Here is a 15,289-nt window from a genome sequence, read left to right as displayed (position 1 = left end):
ACCTCCCGACCCGACGAGGACGAGATGCGCGCAGCAGCTGGACCCGAACCGGCTGCCACTCCCGCTCATCTCGTCCTCGTCGACGTCGTCCCACGACCACCCGCGACACCAGGGCCGTCCCGGATCATCCGCTTCGACGACCTCGTCCGGCAACCACTCGACCGGGGCCGCGGCAGCGTGCGGGACGTCTGGATCAGCACCGACGTCGACCATCGCATCCGCTGGCGACTGCAACTCGTCGAGCTCCGCGACGCGAGCGGCCTCATCTCCGCCCCCGACGACCTCAACCACGCCATCGTGGGGTTCGCCGGCCCGCAGGTCGTGGTGCGCGCCGGCGGGAGCGCCGCGACCGGCCCTGGCCGGATCCTGCACCGGGAGGAGGTCCTCACCGTGCACGAGTCGTCGGTGCGGTTCTCCAGGCCGCGCCTCCGGGCGTCCGGGTCGAGCTCGATGATCGTGCTCAGCTACAGCGTCGCCGAAGACCCGCCGGCCCTGACGTTCCGGCACACGGACGCCCCGACCGGACCCGTCGACGGCCTGCAGATCGTCCTCGCGCTCGGGACGCCGGTACCGCACGACTCGGGCGAGATCCCACGCGGGGCTGCGCTCGTCTCCGCGCCGCTCGCCGTTCCGCCGCGCTACCGCTGACCGGCGGGTGGCTGCATCGTTGCACGGCGCGCCTGTGCGCGTTCCGACCGGCCCCGAGCGGCCATCACCAGCATCATGACGCCCGTCCCGCCGAGGATGACGGTGAAGACGGCTCCGAGTCCGGTCATCCACTCACCCTCGCCGCCGTAGCCCTCCACGACCGCCGTCCCCGGATCGGAGTCCCGGTACACGATCGCGACCTCGTCGCCGACGGATGGTCGATCGCTGATGTCCCACGACTCCCAGACGGTGTGCACGCTGTCGTCGGTGGCGCGGTACTCGACCCGGAAGTCGAGGTCCGAGGCCTCCACACCGTCCTGCACCTCGGTGATCGTGCCGGTGGTGCGCGTGCCCGTCTGGAGCAGCTCGTCATCGGCCATCCGGAGGCCGACCCCGATCGCGATCATGACCGGACCGACGAGCAGCATGCCGAGGATGAGGGCGACCATGCCGAAGCTCTTGCGGGTCGGGTGCGACGCCGCTGGCGCCGGCTGCTTCTGGAGGTCCACCCGCCTATTCCAACACACGTCGGCTGGGGCTCGACACACGTCGGGTGGTGCTCGAGACACCGTCGGTCAGGCCGCCTCCGTCCCACCGGTCCGGCCGTCGGCGAACCGCTGACGCGCGTGCTGGTTGCGGGAGCCGATGGGGACCACCTCGGTCGCGGCCGGCAGTCCCATGGCGGGCGTCGACACGTAGATGCTCTCGGCGCGCTCGACGAGGAACGTCTCGTGCCAGACGCCGACCGCCTTCGGTGCCGACCGGGCACGCCGGTTGAACCGCGACCAGGCCGGTCGATGCTCGGAGGCGGGCGCGGACGCGTAGGCGTAGAGCTTCTCGATCGACGACCAGTACTGCACGAGGTACGGTCCGGACGCACCGAGCAGGATGTGCGAGCCGAGCAGGCCGGAGTCCGGGTCGGTCATCAGCTCGCGCAGCATGCGCGGCATCTCTCCGAAGATCGGCATCCACTGGTCGGGACGCCACCACTGGTTGACGGTCATCCCGATGTGGAAGACGACGAGCTCCCCCTCGTGACGGTGGGTGATTCGGCCGGCGACGACGCGTGACATACACTGCTCCTTGTTCGATAGGGACGCTATCCAAGTTGGATAGTAGCACTATCCATGCGAGAAGGACACGATGCGGATCTCCGAACTCGCCGCGGCATCCGAGGTGCCGGTGGCGACCATCAAGTACTACCTGCGCGAGCGACTCCTCCCGGAGGGCGAGCGCACCTCGGCGACCCAGGCGCGGTACGGCGACGCCCACCTGTCCCGACTCCGGGTCATCCGAGCCCTCCTGACCGCCGGCGTCAGCATCGCCGAGACCCGGAACGTCGTGGCCGCCCTCGACGCACCGCCGCCCGGCCCGTACGACCTCCTCGGTGTGGCGCACGCCGCCGTCACCCCGCGCCCCTCGGGGCCTCTCGACACCACCGACGCTCTCGAGCTCTACGAACGGCTCGGCGGCGTCGCGGCGCAGTGCGACCCCGGCCTCCTCGCCGGCCTCGCGCAGGCGCTCGACACCCTGGAACGCGCCGGCTTCACGGTGCCGCCCGAGGTGCTCGACCGCTACGTCGAGGCCGCGCGTCGCATCGCCGAAGCGGAGATCGACGGCATCCCCACCGACTCCCCCGAGCTCGCCGTGCAGTACATCGTGCTCGGGACGGTCCTCACCGAACCGCTCATCCTCGCCCTCCGCCGGGCGGCGCAGCAGGTGGTGTCCTCGGCACGGTTCGGCGGGCCGGACGCGACGATGCCGATGACGCCGCAGGATTCCTGAGCGTCAGGCGTCCAGTTCCGCCAGCATCGGCGGGTTCGCCCCCGGGCGCGACACGGTGACGCTCGCGGCGCGCGCGGCACGCTCGAGGAGTCGACGGAGCTCGTCGTCGGAGATCACCCCGAGCCGCTCCTCGGCCTCCGGTCCGGAGACCCCCGCGGTCAGCAGGCCGTCGATGAGCGCACCCATGAACGTGTCGCCGGCACCGACGGTGTCGGCCACCGTCACCCGCGGCGTCGCGATCTCGAACACCGAGCCGGCGCGCACCACGAGGGCTCCGTCGCCACCCCTCGTCACGACGACGAGGCCCGGCCCCGACGCGACCCACTGCTTCGCCGCGTCGACGAGCGCGAGGTCCGGGTGCAGGAACGCGACGTCCTCGTCACTCGCCTTCACCACGTGGGCCCGTGCGATGCACACGAGCGCCGTCCGCCGAACACGCTCGGCGTCGTCGACGAGCGTGGGACGGATGTTGGGGTCGTAGGTGATGAGCGCCGATGCCCGACGGGCCTCCACCAGCGCGCTCAGGCGACCGGCACTGGGCTCGAGGACGGACGCGATCGAGCCGGTGTGCACGACGGACGCCTCCGGAGCATCCGTGGCGTCGAGGTCGAGGGAGAGGTCGAACTCGTAGGTGGCCGCACCGTCCGCGTCGAGCGTCGCCTGCGCCGTGGAGGTCCGACCGGTGGGCGCCGACACCAGCGAGACCCCGGACGCGTCGAGCCAGGCCCGGATCGCCGCGCCACGCTCGTCGTCGCCGACGTGGGTGACGAGCGCCGGGACCCGGCCGAGTCGGCCGAGGGTGATACCGACGTTCGCCGGGCTGCCACCGGGACTCTCGGCCTGCGTCCCGTCGAGTCGACGGACGATGTCGATGAGCGTCTCGCCGGCGATGAGCACGTCGGTCGTCGGGGTCGTGTGCATGGCTGTTCTCTCTGCTGGGTCCGGGTCAGACGGCGTCGGGTGACGGAGCCGTCGGTGACGGGGTGGCTGGTGACAGGCTGGCGAGCGAGTCCCGCTCGATGATCGGCATGGTGACGAGCTCGTGCCCGAGGGCGTGCCGACCGAGGAGCATCGACGCTCCGAGCGCGCCGATCTCCTGGTAGGGCAACCGGGCGGTGGTGAGCCCCGGCCGGAGATAGCCCGCGAGGATCTCGTCGTCGAAGGAGACCACGGAGACGTCCTGCGGGATCCGGCGTCGCCGTTCGAGCAGCACCTGGTACGCACCGAAGGCGACGCCGTCGTTCGCGGCGAGGATGGCGGTGACGTCGGGGTGCCGGTCGAGGAGGGCGACCGTCGCCTCGTAGCCGGGTTCCGGCTGCCACTCGACGATGTCGACCCGGGCCGGTTCGATCCCGGCCTCCGCGAACGCGGCGGCGATGCCCTCGAAGCGGAGCGCTACGGTCGCGGTCTGGCGGAGATCGCTGATGACCTCGCGCGGGAGGTCGCCGACGACGCCGATGCGGCGGTGGCCGGCGTCCACGAGTCGCTTCGCGACCGCGTACCCGGCGGCGCGTTCGTCGGGCAGGACGTTCGCATGACCCGAGGACGACGCTCCGTTCAGGACGACGACCGGGACGCCGGTCGAGGTACTCGGGAGGTCGATGAGACGGGCGCCGAGCAGGCCGATGAGGATGCCGTCGACACGGTGGTCGATCATCGTCTCGAACGCCCGGGCGAGGCCGCCCTCGATCCCCTGGGTCTCCGCGATGAGCATGGTGTGGTCGTTGGCCTTCGAGACCTCGAGCGCTCCGCCGATGAGTCCTGAGGCGTGGCGCGTCAACGTGACCTCGTCGGAGATGAACCCGATCGTCCGGGTCTTGCCTCGCCGGAGTACCTGGGCCGCGGGGTTCGGGCGGTAGTCGAGTTCGGCAGCGGCCGCGCGCACCCGCTCCACGGCGTCCGCCGACAGCCGCGACCCCGGGCGGTCGTTCATGATCATGCTGACAGCGGCCTTCGACATGCCCGAGCGCTCGGCGACGTCCGCGAGGGTCGTGCGGCGGCGCTGGGTGGACATGACACTCCTTCGTGCGGGTTGCTGAATCAGTTCAGCATATCGCGCGGAGCTGTGTTATGTTTCGTCTGCTGAATCCGTTCAGCACTCCCATTCATGGCTCATCGTCCGCGCCCTGCGAACGGTCGGCCCCGATTTCGCAGGAGCAACAACGTGGTTGATCTGAGTCGCAGGGCGGCACTCGCCCTGCTCGGTCTCGGTCTGGCGGGCACGGCCATCTCCTGGCCGCGCCTCACCGGCGGAGACATCCCAGGCCGTGGCGACGACGCCCTCACCGTCGCCCTCTTCGGCACCGCCCAGGACGCCGCCGCCCGACAGTCGCTCGTGGACGGCTTCCAGAAGCTGCACCCCGACATCCCCGTCCGGATCATCGCGATCCAGGGCCAGGACTGGGGCAACTTCTTCGCGAAGATCCTCACGATGGTCGCAGCGGGCACGCCGCCGGACATCGTGTCGGTGGCGACCGAGGGCACCCAGCTGTTCGCCGAGCGCCTCGCCCACCCCATCGACGAGTACGTGCAGCGCGACGCCGCCGAGCTGCAGGAGTACTTCGACGACGTGAACCCCTCGCTCATCGAGTCGTTCATGTACAAGGGCAACCTGTTCCAGCTGCCCGACAACTTCAACGCCGCGAACATGTACTACAACACCTCGGCGTTCGAACGCGCAGGGCTCGAGCGCCCCCGGGACGACTGGTCGGTCGACGACTTCTTCACCGTCGCCCGCACCATGCAGGGCAGCGCCCCCGGCTCGTTCCTCCCGTACTTCTGGAACAACCGGCTCTGGGGCGGCGTCGTGCCGTGGCTGTACATCAACGACACGAGCTTCCTCACCGAGGAGAAGGCGGCAGGCGGCGACTGGATGTGGTCCAGGTTCTACCCGAACGAGACCCCGCGAGGTGGCGGGTACCTGTGGGAGAACGCCGATGCGCTGAGCGACCGCACCGTGGAGAGCTTCGAGGTCCTCGAGCGCATGGTCTCCGAGGGGATCGCCGCGAACCCCGCGCAGGGTGGTGGCAACGAGCTCGTCTCCCTCTTCTCCCGCGGGTCGGTCGGCATGACGCCGGCCGGCGGGTTCTGGGTGAAGGGGCTCAACGACGCCGGCCTCGGCAACGACGAGTACGACGTGACCTACTTCCCGAAGATGCGCGGCCAGCGGCACCAGTTCGGCGCCGGCGGCTACGCGATGATGCGGACCTCCGAGCGCAAGGACGAGGCGTGGGAGTGGATGAAGTACTGCATCTCCGTCGAGGGGATGTCGATCGCGCACCAGCAGCCCGACTCCTCGCTCCCCCGCCGGTCCCTCAACGCCGAGCTGTACGGCGGCGACATCGGGCCGAAGCACTGGGAGGTCTTCTACGACACCCTCGACCGCTTCCCGACGACGGGCCCGATGCCCGCGCCGCCCCAGCAGGCCGCCGTCGAGTCGGCCCTCATCAAGAACGTGGTCGGCACGATCACCAACGGCCAGAACGGTGTCCGCCGGGGCCTCGAGACGATGCAGCGGGACCTCGAACTCGCACTGAAGGGACGATGATGGCACTGCAGTCACCGACGGCGACCCGCGCGCTGGTCGTCCCGCCCGAAGCGAAGTCCGGCCGCCGACGTCCCGCCCCGCGCGGCAGCCGGCTGCTCGTCTGGGTGTTCCTCGCCCCGACGCTCATCGGCCTCGGGCTCTTCAGCTTCGTCCCGATCATCGGCTCGTTCCTGCTGGCGTTCTTCCGCTGGGACATCATCTCGGCACCCGAGTTCGTCGGTGTCGGCAACTTCGTCGACCTCGCCGCGAACCCCACGGTGCGCGTGTCGTTCCTCAACACCGTCGGCTTCGTCGTGGTCGCCGTGACGCTGCAGCTGGCCGTCGCCCTCCTCCTGGCGATCCTCGTGCAGTCCCGCATGCCGGAGTGGATCCGGACCTTCTTCCGCTCGGCGTTGTTCTTCCCGCTGGTGCTGTCGGCCGCGTCCGTGTCGCTCGTGATGTCGTACCTGTTCAACCAGGAGTTCGGTCTCGTGAACGAGTTCCTCGGGCTCTTCGGCGTCGGGGACATCGGCTGGTTGACGACCGGGTTCGGCGCGAAGATCGTCGTGCTGCTCGTCTACGTGTGGCAGAACTTCGGCTTCACCTTCCTGCTGTTCATCGGCGGGCTCGCCGCGATCCCGCGCGAGGTCTACGAGGCGTCGTCGCTCGACGGCGCGCACGGCTGGAGCCAGTTCCGACACGTGACCCTCCCGCTCGTGAGCCCGACGATGCTCGTCGCCTCCGTCATGGCCATCATCAGCGCCCTGCAGATCTTCGACCAGCCGTACGTCCTCACGCGAGGCGGGCCCGGAGACGACACCCGCACGGCCGTCATGGTGATCTACGAATCCGCGTTCCAGCAGCTCGACTTCGGTCTCGCTGCAGCGATCGGCATCGTGCTGACGCTCCTGATCATGCTGGTCACCGCCGCGCAGTTCCGGCTCAGTAAGCGTTTCGTCTTCTACGGATGAGGTCCACGATGTCCACCGCAGTTATCGCCCCGAACCAGACGCGCCGCCGACTGGCCACGGCGGGGAAGTTCCTCGTCCTCATCATCGCCGCCTTCCTCACGCTCGCTCCGGTCGTGTGGACGCTCGTCACGGCGCTCACGCCGGCGAACGTCGACACCGGGCAGACCGAGTTCGGTCCCGGCGCGTTCATCGACGTGTTCCAGAAGATCCCGATCCTGCTCTACACCTGGAACAGCGCGCTCGTGACGCTGCTCATCGCCGCCGGGCAGATGCTCAGTGCCGCCATGGCCGGCTATGTGTTCGCGCGCTTCGACTTCGGCGGCAAGCGCATCCTGTTCGGGCTCATCCTCGCCACGATGATGGTGCCGATGCAGGTGACGATCGTCCCGGTCTTCATGCTCATCCGCGGCATGGGGCTGTCGGACACCCTGCTCGCCCTCATCATCCCGATGATCCCGACGGCGTTCGGCACCTTCCTCATGCGGCAGTACTTCATGGGGTTGCCGCCGGAACTCGCCGAGGCGGCACAGATCGACGGCGCCGGACCATGGAAGATCTTCTTCCGCATCTACCTGCCGTTGGCCGCACCCGGCCTCGCGATCGTCGGCATCCTCGCGTTCAACTACCACTGGAACGAGTTCTTCCGACCACTCATCCTCACGATCAGCGAGCAGAACTTCACCCTCCCGCTCGGGCTCGTGACGCTGCAGGGCAACCTCGGCACCGGGTCCGTCGCGACCGTCCTCGCCGGCGTCGTCCTGTCGATGATCCCTGCCGCCCTCGTCTTCGTCTTCGGGCAGAAGCCGTTGCGCGAGGGACTCACCGCCGGCGTCAGCAAGTGACCGACGTCGACGCCCGCACCGCGATCCGAACCACCTCGACCAGACCGATCTCCGACCGAAAGGGAGCCATGACCGGCCTCCAGTCCCAGCAGCACGCCGACCGCAGCTTCCCGCGGTTGCGCCCGAGGCCCGAGGCCGGCTGGGTGAACGACCCCAACGGCATCATGTTCGTCGACGGACGCTGGCACGTCTTCTTCCAGTACAACCCGGGGTCCGCCCGGCACGAGGACATCCACTGGGGACACTCGAGCTCCGCGGACCTGCTCGCGTGGGAGGAGCACCCGGTGGCGCTGCACCCCCGCCCCGGCACCACGGACGGCTTCGGGTGCTGGAGCGGCGTCGGGGTCGTCGACGACGGTCTGCCGGCGGTCGTCTACTCCGCCGCCCGCGACCGACACGGGCGCTCCGAGGTGGTCGTCGTGCACGGCTCGGCCGACGCCCGCGACTGGAGCGGCGAGCGCGTCGTCGCCGCAGCCCTCCCCTCGGACGAGCGGGTGACGATGGTGCGGGACCCGTTCCTCTTCGAGCTGGGCGGACGCCGCTGGGCGATCCAGGGTGCCGGCCGCTCCGACGTCGGTGGCGCGCTGCTGCTCTACGGCGCCGACGACCTCGACGCCTGGACGGAGGAGGGGTACCTGCTCGACGCCGAGGCGCCGGTGGTCTCGGATCTCGCGCCGTGCGAGGGCTGGGAGTGCCCGCAGCTGGTCCAGGTGGGCGAGGACTGGGTGCTGATCATGTCGCTGTGGTTGGACGGGCAGCCGCACCGCGGGGTCGCGTGGGCGCTCGGCTCGCTGACCATCGACGAGGGCACCGGCCGCCCCGTGTTCAGCGCACGCCGCACCGGCCTCATCGACGAGGGCTCGAGCTTCTACGCGCCGCAGGCCGTGCAGTCCGATGGCTCCGACGGGCAGCCGGCGCGCGTGCTCCTCTGGGGGTGGGCGCAGGAGCTCGCGCCGGACGGCGTCCGCGGCCGGACCCAGGCGGAGGCCGACGAGCACGGGTGGTCCGGCATGCTGACCTTCCCGCGCGAACTCATCGTCCGCGACGACCAGGTCGAGCTCGTCCCGGCCAGGGAACTGACGGCGCTCCGGGCCGAGCCCGTCGAGGTGGCCGCGCTCCCCGACCAGGCCGAGGTGGTGCTGACCGGGGCGGGGACCGCGGCACTCGTCCTCAGCGGCTCGGCCGAGCAGACCGTCTGGCAGGGCGAGCTGGCCACCGGTGACGAGGTGCGGGTCCTCATCGACGCGTCGATCGTGGAGATCCACCGGACCGGCCACCCGTCGCTGACCTTCCGTGCCTACCCCTCGGACGGCGAGCACTACGCCCTGCGGCACGACACGGGTGTGACGGCGGAGGCGTGGTCGCTGCGGGTCCGGACACCGACCGCCTGATCCGCTGACGAGCTGATCGCCAGACGGCCTGATCGATCGACCACCTGTCGCCGAGGGCCGACCGCGAACCATGCGCGGCCCCTCGGCGTCACGGTCTCCACCCGGGTTCGCGCAGCGGCGTAGCGTCCCCGCAGTCGGGCGATGGGGCACGAGGCACCCACCGCCCGACGCTCACGCGCTTCCGCGACTACCGCGCGAGGAACTCCAGGACGACCCGGTTCCACTCCTCGGCGTGGCTGACGTTCACGCCGTGCGGAGCTCCCGCCACGACGTGGAGCGTCGCCGACGGGATCGCCGCATGCGTCCGAGCGCCGGAGCCCTCGAGCGGCACGGTCGCATCGCTGTCACCGTGGATGACGAGCGTCGGCACGGTGACGTTCGGCAGGTCATCGCGGAAGTCGGTGTTCGCGAACGACGCCATCGCCTCGAGCGCGGCCGGCTTGAAGGCCTGGTGCGCAAGTGCGAGTGCCTCCTGACGCTGCTCCTCGGTCACCTTGAGCTCACCGTCGACCGAGAAGAAGTCGGTCGTGAACTGGTCGTAGAAGGCGTCCTGGTCCGCCGTCAGACCGGCCGTCATCTTCGCCGCCTCGCTGACGGGAAGCGGGCCGTCCGGGTTGCCGGGCGTCTGCAACAGGTAGGGCGGCACGGCGGAGGCGAACACCGCACTGTGGATGCGCTCCGAACCGTGGCGGGTGAAGTAGCGGGCGACCTCGCCGCCACCCATCGAGAACCCGACGAGCGTGACGTCGCGCAGGTCGAGCGCTTCGAGCACGGCCTGCAGGTCGTCGGTGAGCCGGTCGTAGCCGTAGCCGGTCAGCGGCTTGTCGCTGCGACCGAACCCTCGACGGTCGTACGTGATGACGCGGTAGCCGGCAGCCTCGAACGCCGGGACCTGCTCCTTCCAGGATTCGCCCGACAACGGCCAGCCGTGGATGAGCACGACCGGGCGGCCGGAGCCGCCGGTGTCGTCGACGTGCAGCTTTGTGTCCTTCAGCAGGCCGTGGTGGGCGGTGATCTCCGTCATGGCATTCCTCTCCCGGGCTGCGCGTCGCAGCCCCTCGTCCTCAGCTTCGGAGCTGCCGGCCGGAACCGATGGGGGCTTGCGATCGGCCATGCGATGTCCTAACCGTGCCGTTCGGCGCGCCACGCACAGCGCTGCGGCTCACCGCTCGGGCGGCAGCAGTCCCAGTCGTCGAGCGGTGGCCAGGGCGTCCTCGCGGGAGTCGACGTCGAGCTTCCGGTAGACGTTCCGGAAGTGGAACTTCACCGTGTTCGCGGACACGTACAGCTCCAGTGCGATGTCCTGGCGGCTGCGTCCCTCGGCCGACAGGAGGAGGATCCGGCGCTCGGTCGCGGTGAGTTCCACGAGGTGCGCGCGCTCGGGTGTCGGCTCGGGACTCGACACCAGCATGCGGTCGATCCGCGTGTGCGTCTCGCTGGGCGTCATCGTGCCGAGCAACTGACGGAGAGGCGTCCGGGGTGCGACCACGAAGGGGGTGAGCATCCCCGTCCGCGCCGTGGTCGCGATCGCCTGCGTGAGGTGTCGCCGGCCGTCCTCGTCGGACGCGTCGGCGAGCGCCGAGGCGATGAGGAGGTCCGTCTGCGCGCCCGCGTCGATGTTCACCTCCGCGAGGCCGGCGGTGGCGAGTTCGCGGGCGAGTGGTTTGCGGTCCGTGAGGAGTGCGAGCCGCGATGCGACGGCGGCGGTGTAGGCGTTCCGGTCGCGGTCATCGAGGAGGGCGTTCGCCTCGGTCGGGCGTTCGAGGGCGAGCAGCAGGGAGGCCTCCACCGCGTCGAGGAGTCGTTCCGCTCCGGCCTGGCGCAGGCTGCGACCGGCGAAGACGCGGGTGCGTTCGATGATCTGCAGCGCCGCCCGGCGGTCGCCCCAGAGGAGCGCGTACTGCGCCTGGGCATAGGTGATGAACGGCGCCCAGGACCGCTCCCGGTTCACCTGCAGTTCGAGGGTCGCGAGGGCCGCCTGCGCGGCGGGTTGGTCCATGCGGGCGATCGCGATGAGCGCCCGGGCGATCGCCCCGGAGAGTCGGACGAGCGGCACCATCCAGCCATGGGCACCGTCGCCCTCGTCGTGCCGGTCGAGCCAGCGCTCCGCCTCGACGATCTCGCCGCGGACGGCGTTCAGCAGGGCGAGCTTGCCGGAGGCGTCCGGCCCGTTCCGGCCGTCCCAGGACTCGTGGCGGAGTTCGTAGGCCTCACGCAGCACCAGGCTCGCCTCGTGGTGGTCGCCGACGAGCAGCTTCGTGATCCCCACCTGCAGGAGGGCGGTGGGCACCCTGGGCACGAACTCGTTCGGCTGGTGCACGCGGGCCCGCCGGGCGAGCTCCTCCGTGATCCTCGCGTAGGACAGCGCCTGCTGATGCCGGCCGTGCACCCGGTAGGCGATCATGAAGGCGGTCGCCGCGCTCAGGCTGATCCGGGCGAGCTCGGAGCGGGCGCGGTCGCGGAGGTCGTCCGGGTGGGTCGGGAGGTCGACCCGGCCGGCCGAGTGGTCGAGTGCGTCGGTCTCGCCGCGGATGTTGAGCCGGATCTCGCGAACGGCGAACACGATCGGGTGGGCGGAGAGCATCCGTGCTGGGAGGGCCCGCAGCGCCCGGTCGAGCGTGGGCAGGTCGAGGGCCATGAGGATCCCCCACTCGTGCTCGATCACCGAGACGACGGTCTCCCACTCCTCATCCTCGATGGCGGTCGCGAGGAGTCCGGTGACGGGGGCGACCTCTGCGGGGTGCAGGAACCCGGCCCCCAAGGAGGGAAAGTACCTATTCCGACCGATGTGCACGCGTCCACCCTAGGTGACCCTCACCTGTCGCGGAACATCCGGGGCTGGATGGGGGGTGGTCTTTCCCCGATCCACCCGAACGGCAGCCCGTCCACCGGTCTACTGATCGTCGGCCCCTCAGCTGGGGCCAGGTTTTCGGCGGGCGAACCGCCGCATCACGGGGAGGCAACACACATGCAGCAGCACACGGCTCGAAGGCGCCATCGCGCGCGATGGCGGAACCGGTGGCAGGCACCGTTCGCCGGTCGCACCACCATGGGGATCATGGGGGTGACCCTCCTCTCAGCGCTCTCGCTCGTCGGGGTGGGGTCGAGCGCACAGGCGCTCCCCGGCACCCCGGGAACCGCGCAGAGCGGTTCGGTCGTCTACTCGGAGGACTTCGAGAGCGGGACCGTCTCCCCCACCTCCCTCCAGGACTACGTCGGCGCGGACGGCGCCCGGTACACCTCCGACCCCTCCTGGCGCGACCAGACGCAGTGCAACGGCACCATCACGAGCTTCGCCTCGTCCGCCGAGCCCCGCTGCCTCGCCGCGACCGCCTCGGGTGAGGGCCGCACGCGGCAGCTCGCCTGGGCCCTGGGCGGCGGCGACACCACCAACCACTCCGTCAGCGCATGGACGTCCACGCAGACGCTGACGATGAACCCGCCGAACGCGGTCGAGTTCGCGACGGTCGACCCGATCGCCCTCGTCAGCGCGAACCGCTACCTCACGACCTCGGTCGACCTCGCCGCCGTCTCCTGCACCGCGTCGCAGCAGCCGATCCTGGAGTTCTTCCTCGCCGACGACCAGGGCACCGAGCACTCGGTCGGCGCGATCAACGGCTGCACCGCTCCCGGCTCCCGCTCGGTCACCGCTCCCGCGACCGGCGCCGCCGGGGCCGAGACCGTCCGCGTCGGCACCTACGTGTCGCCCGGGGCCGTCCTGCTCCCGGGAGCGACCGTCGGCATCGTCGCACGGAACCTCACCGGTGGTGGCACCGCCGGTAACGACCACGCGTTCGACAACATCCAGGTGCTCGACGTCTCGCCGCAGCTCGACAAGTCCTTCAGCCCCGCGAGTGTCGTCGCCGGTGAGACCTCGACGCTGACGCTGACGGTCACGAACACCGACGAACTCGCCGCGAAGAACGGTTGGTCCTTCACGGACGCACTGCCCGCCGGCCTGACCATCGCCGACGGCGACGCCTCGACCACCTGCCCCTCCGGCGTGGTCACCGCTCCCGAGGGCGGCACCTCGATCGCCGTCACCGGCAACCTCAGCCAGGGCATGACGTCCTGTGCGATCACCGTCGAGGTCACCTCACCGGTCGCCGGGACGTTCACGAACGGGCCCGACAACATCACGAGCGTGGGCCTCAACCCGCCGGCCGATGCCACGGTCGAGTTCGTGCCGCAGGCACCCGCGATCACCGTCGTGAAGTCGGCGTCGCCGGTCGCGGCCGAGTACGCCGTCGGTGACGAGATCACCTACTCGTTCCTCGTCACGAACACCGGCAACGTCCCGCTCACCGACGTGCAGGTCGACGAGGGCGCGTTCACCGGAACCGGTGACCTGTCCGACGTCGTGTGCCCGGCAGGTGCCGCGACCCTCGCGCCGGCTGCCGCCGTCACCTGTGAGGCGACGTACACGATGACGCAGGCCGACGTGGACGCCGGCACCGTCACCAACTCGGCCACCGCGACGGGGACGCCGCCGCAGGGTCAGCCGCCGGTGTCGCCGCCGTCCGAAGTCACCATCCCGGGCGTCGCGCAGGCCCCGGCGCTCACGGTCGTGAAGTCCGCGACGCCGAGCTCCGTCGCCACGGCAGGCGAAGAGGTCACGTACTCGTTCCTCGTCACCAACACCGGCAACGTCACCCTCTCGGACGTGTCCGTCGTCGAAGGCGACTTCTCCGGCACCGGCGAGCTGTCCGACGTCGTCTGCCCGGCAGGGGCGTCATCGCTCGCACCCGCTGCGACGGTCACCTGTGAGGCCACGTACACGGTCACCCAGGCCGACGTCGACGCCGGCTCGATGACGAACTCCGCCACCGCCACCGGCACCCCGCCCGGCGGCGGCACCCCTCCGGTCTCACCGCCGTCGGAGACGACCGTCGAGTTCCCGGCAGCACCCGCCATCACCGTCGTGAAGTCGGCGACGCCGACCACGGTCGCGACCGCCGGTGAGGACGTCACGTACTCGTTCCTCATCACCAACACCGGCAACGTCACGCTCTCGAACGTCGGCGTCGTCGAGGGTGCGTTCACCGGCACCGGTGCGCTGTCCGACGTCGTCTGCCCGGCAGGGGCCGCGTCCCTGGCTCCGGCTGCAACGGTCACCTGTGAGGCCACCTACACGGTCACCCAAGCCGACGTCGATGCCGGCTCCGTGACGAACTCCGCCACCGCCACCGGCACCCCGCCCGGCGGAGGAACGCCCCCGGTCTCACCGCCGTCGGAGACGACCGTCGAGTTCCCGGCAGCACCCGCGGTCACGGTCGTGAAGTCGGCCGACACCGCCGCCCAGGACCGCCTCACGGTGGGCCAGGTCGTCACGTACTCGTTCCTCGTCACCAACACCGGCAACGTCACGCTGACGAACCCGCGCGTGGTCGAGGGCGACTTCTCGGGAGCCGGCGAGCTGTCCGAGGTCGTCTGCCCGACGGACACCGGCCCGCTGGCGCCCGGAGCGACCGTGACCTGCGAGGCGACGTACACCGTCGTGCAGGCCGACGTCGACGCCGGACAGGTCACGAACTCCGCGACCGCGACCGCGACGCCGCCGAGCAGCGTGACGGGCGTCCCGCCGGTCTCGCCGCCGTCCGAGGTGACGATCCCGTCCCCGCCCGTGCCAGGCCTCTCCGTCGTCAAGACGGCGGACGTCGAGCGCGCGACGGCGGTCGGTCAGGTCATCACCTACTCGTTCCAGGTGACGAACACCGGCAACGTCACGCTCCGTGATGTCGCCGTCTCCGAGGGCGACTTCACCGGGACCGGCACCCTGTCGGCGATCGCCTGCCCCACGGGCACGGCGCTCCTCGCCCCCGGTCTCCAGGTCGTGTGCACCGCCACCTACACGGTCACCCAGGCCGACCTGAACGCGGGATCCATCCGCAACACCGCGTTCGGCACCGGGACGACCCCGGGCGGCGACCTGTTCACCTCGGACCCGTCGACGGTCACGGTGAGCACGCCGGGCCCCGTCCTGGCCTCGACGGGCGCGAACGTGGCACCGCTGGCGATCGGCGCGGCGGTCTTGCTGCTGCTCGGCGCCGGGCTGGTCGTCCGACGCCGCCTGCACACCGGGCGCTGATCCGGAACTGATCAGGAACTGAACGACACGGACGGGTC

General features: G+C 70.6%; 13 protein-coding genes. 7 read left to right on the top strand and 6 right to left on the bottom strand.

Annotated features, from left to right (window positions below; translation table 11 throughout):
* Window positions 1-24: 24 nt before the first annotated feature.
* Window positions 25-648: a hypothetical protein gene (locus tag ASE44_RS14400; RefSeq protein WP_056013148.1), complete on the top strand. Its 624-nt coding sequence runs from the start codon at window positions 25-27 to the stop codon at window positions 646-648.
* On the opposite strand, the gene ASE44_RS14395 is transcribed toward ASE44_RS14400, so the two are convergent.
* A complete protein-coding gene (locus ASE44_RS14395; protein WP_056781432.1) occupies window positions 639-1,157 on the bottom strand; it encodes a DUF3592 domain-containing protein in 519 nt (172 codons plus the stop codon). The two genes, ASE44_RS14400 and ASE44_RS14395, sit on opposite strands and share 10 nt — an antisense overlap.
* Before the next feature lie 66 nt (window positions 1,158-1,223).
* Window positions 1,224-1,721, bottom strand: coding sequence for a DUF4188 domain-containing protein (locus tag ASE44_RS14390; RefSeq protein ID WP_056781428.1), 498 nt, complete (start codon window positions 1,719-1,721; stop codon window positions 1,224-1,226).
* Window positions 1,722-1,791: 70 nt separating this feature from the next.
* Here ASE44_RS14390 and ASE44_RS14385 point away from each other — a divergent pair, with 70 nt between their 5' ends.
* Entirely contained in the window at window positions 1,792-2,433 is a 642-nt protein-coding gene (locus ASE44_RS14385; RefSeq protein ID WP_056781425.1) for a MerR family transcriptional regulator, read from the top strand.
* Window positions 2,434-2,436: 3 nt separating this feature from the next.
* On the opposite strand, the gene ASE44_RS14380 is transcribed toward ASE44_RS14385, so the two are convergent.
* Window positions 2,437-3,354 carry a carbohydrate kinase gene (locus ASE44_RS14380; protein ID WP_056781421.1) on the bottom strand — a complete coding sequence of 306 codons (918 nt, stop codon included), beginning with the start codon at window positions 3,352-3,354 and terminating at the stop codon, window positions 2,437-2,439.
* Between the two features lie 25 nt (window positions 3,355-3,379).
* The gene (locus ASE44_RS14375) at window positions 3,380-4,447 is read right to left on the bottom strand and encodes a LacI family DNA-binding transcriptional regulator (RefSeq protein WP_056781418.1); all 1,068 of its coding nucleotides are present in this window, start codon (window positions 4,445-4,447) and stop codon (window positions 3,380-3,382) included.
* Between the two features lie 150 nt (window positions 4,448-4,597).
* Here ASE44_RS14375 and ASE44_RS14370 point away from each other — a divergent pair, with 150 nt between their 5' ends.
* The 4 genes from ASE44_RS14370 to ASE44_RS14355 all read left to right on the top strand — a co-directional run bounded on the left by ASE44_RS14370 (window position 4,598) and on the right by ASE44_RS14355 (window position 9,163).
* Window positions 4,598-5,980 carry a sugar ABC transporter substrate-binding protein gene (locus ASE44_RS14370; RefSeq protein WP_056781415.1) on the top strand — a complete coding sequence of 461 codons (1,383 nt, stop codon included), beginning with the start codon at window positions 4,598-4,600 and terminating at the stop codon, window positions 5,978-5,980.
* The gene (locus ASE44_RS14365) at window positions 5,980-6,930 is read left to right on the top strand and encodes a carbohydrate ABC transporter permease (RefSeq protein ID WP_082456108.1); all 951 of its coding nucleotides are present in this window, start codon (window positions 5,980-5,982) and stop codon (window positions 6,928-6,930) included. The genes ASE44_RS14370 and ASE44_RS14365 overlap by 1 nt, the downstream gene beginning before the upstream one ends.
* Window positions 6,931-6,938: 8 nt before the next feature.
* Window positions 6,939-7,772 carry a carbohydrate ABC transporter permease gene (locus ASE44_RS14360; RefSeq protein WP_082456107.1) on the top strand — a complete coding sequence of 278 codons (834 nt, stop codon included), beginning with the start codon at window positions 6,939-6,941 and terminating at the stop codon, window positions 7,770-7,772.
* Between the two features lie 68 nt (window positions 7,773-7,840).
* Window positions 7,841-9,163, top strand: coding sequence for a glycoside hydrolase family 32 protein (locus ASE44_RS14355; RefSeq protein ID WP_082456175.1), 1,323 nt, complete (start codon window positions 7,841-7,843; stop codon window positions 9,161-9,163).
* 187 nt (window positions 9,164-9,350) lie between these two features.
* Here the strand turns inward: ASE44_RS14355 and ASE44_RS14350 are convergent, their stop codons facing one another.
* The gene (locus ASE44_RS14350) at window positions 9,351-10,187 is read right to left on the bottom strand and encodes an alpha/beta fold hydrolase (protein WP_056781411.1); all 837 of its coding nucleotides are present in this window, start codon (window positions 10,185-10,187) and stop codon (window positions 9,351-9,353) included.
* Window positions 10,188-10,325: 138 nt separating this feature from the next.
* Complete coding sequence (locus ASE44_RS14345) at window positions 10,326-11,924, bottom strand: LuxR C-terminal-related transcriptional regulator (RefSeq protein ID WP_056781408.1); 1,599 nt, start codon at window positions 11,922-11,924, stop codon at window positions 10,326-10,328.
* A 207-nt stretch (window positions 11,925-12,131) separates the two neighbouring features.
* Here ASE44_RS14345 and ASE44_RS14340 point away from each other — a divergent pair, with 207 nt between their 5' ends.
* Window positions 12,132-15,251 (top strand): hypothetical protein, encoded by a 3,120-nt coding sequence (locus ASE44_RS14340; protein WP_235522651.1) that lies wholly within the window; start codon window positions 12,132-12,134, stop codon window positions 15,249-15,251.
* The last annotated feature ends 38 nt before the right edge of the window (window positions 15,252-15,289 follow it).

Origin of the sequence: Plantibacter sp. Leaf1 (assembly GCF_001421315.1) — a bacterium.
GTDB lineage: Bacteria > Actinomycetota > Actinomycetes > Actinomycetales > Microbacteriaceae > Plantibacter.
Note: the sequence above shows the minus strand (reverse complement) of the source record. Positions and strands in the feature narration are given on the sequence as shown.

Coding starts and splice junctions, on each gene's coding strand:
- ASE44_RS14400 (WP_056013148.1), top strand. CDS start 25: ATGCGCGCAGCAGCTGGACCCGAACCGGCTGCCACTCCCGCTCATCTC.
- ASE44_RS14390 (WP_056781428.1), bottom strand. CDS start 1,721: ATGTCACGCGTCGTCGCCGGCCGAATCACCCACCGTCACGAGGGGGAG.
- ASE44_RS14385 (WP_056781425.1), top strand. CDS start 1,792: ATGCGGATCTCCGAACTCGCCGCGGCATCCGAGGTGCCGGTGGCGACC.
- ASE44_RS14380 (WP_056781421.1), bottom strand. CDS start 3,354: ATGCACACGACCCCGACGACCGACGTGCTCATCGCCGGCGAGACGCTC.
- ASE44_RS14375 (WP_056781418.1), bottom strand. CDS start 4,447: ATGTCCACCCAGCGCCGCCGCACGACCCTCGCGGACGTCGCCGAGCGC.
- ASE44_RS14365 (WP_082456108.1), top strand. CDS start 5,980: ATGGCACTGCAGTCACCGACGGCGACCCGCGCGCTGGTCGTCCCGCCC.
- ASE44_RS14360 (WP_082456107.1), top strand. CDS start 6,939: ATGTCCACCGCAGTTATCGCCCCGAACCAGACGCGCCGCCGACTGGCC.
- ASE44_RS14355 (WP_082456175.1), top strand. CDS start 7,841: ATGACCGGCCTCCAGTCCCAGCAGCACGCCGACCGCAGCTTCCCGCGG.
- ASE44_RS14350 (WP_056781411.1), bottom strand. CDS start 10,187: ATGACGGAGATCACCGCCCACCACGGCCTGCTGAAGGACACAAAGCTG.
- ASE44_RS14340 (WP_235522651.1), top strand. CDS start 12,132: ATGCAGCAGCACACGGCTCGAAGGCGCCATCGCGCGCGATGGCGGAAC.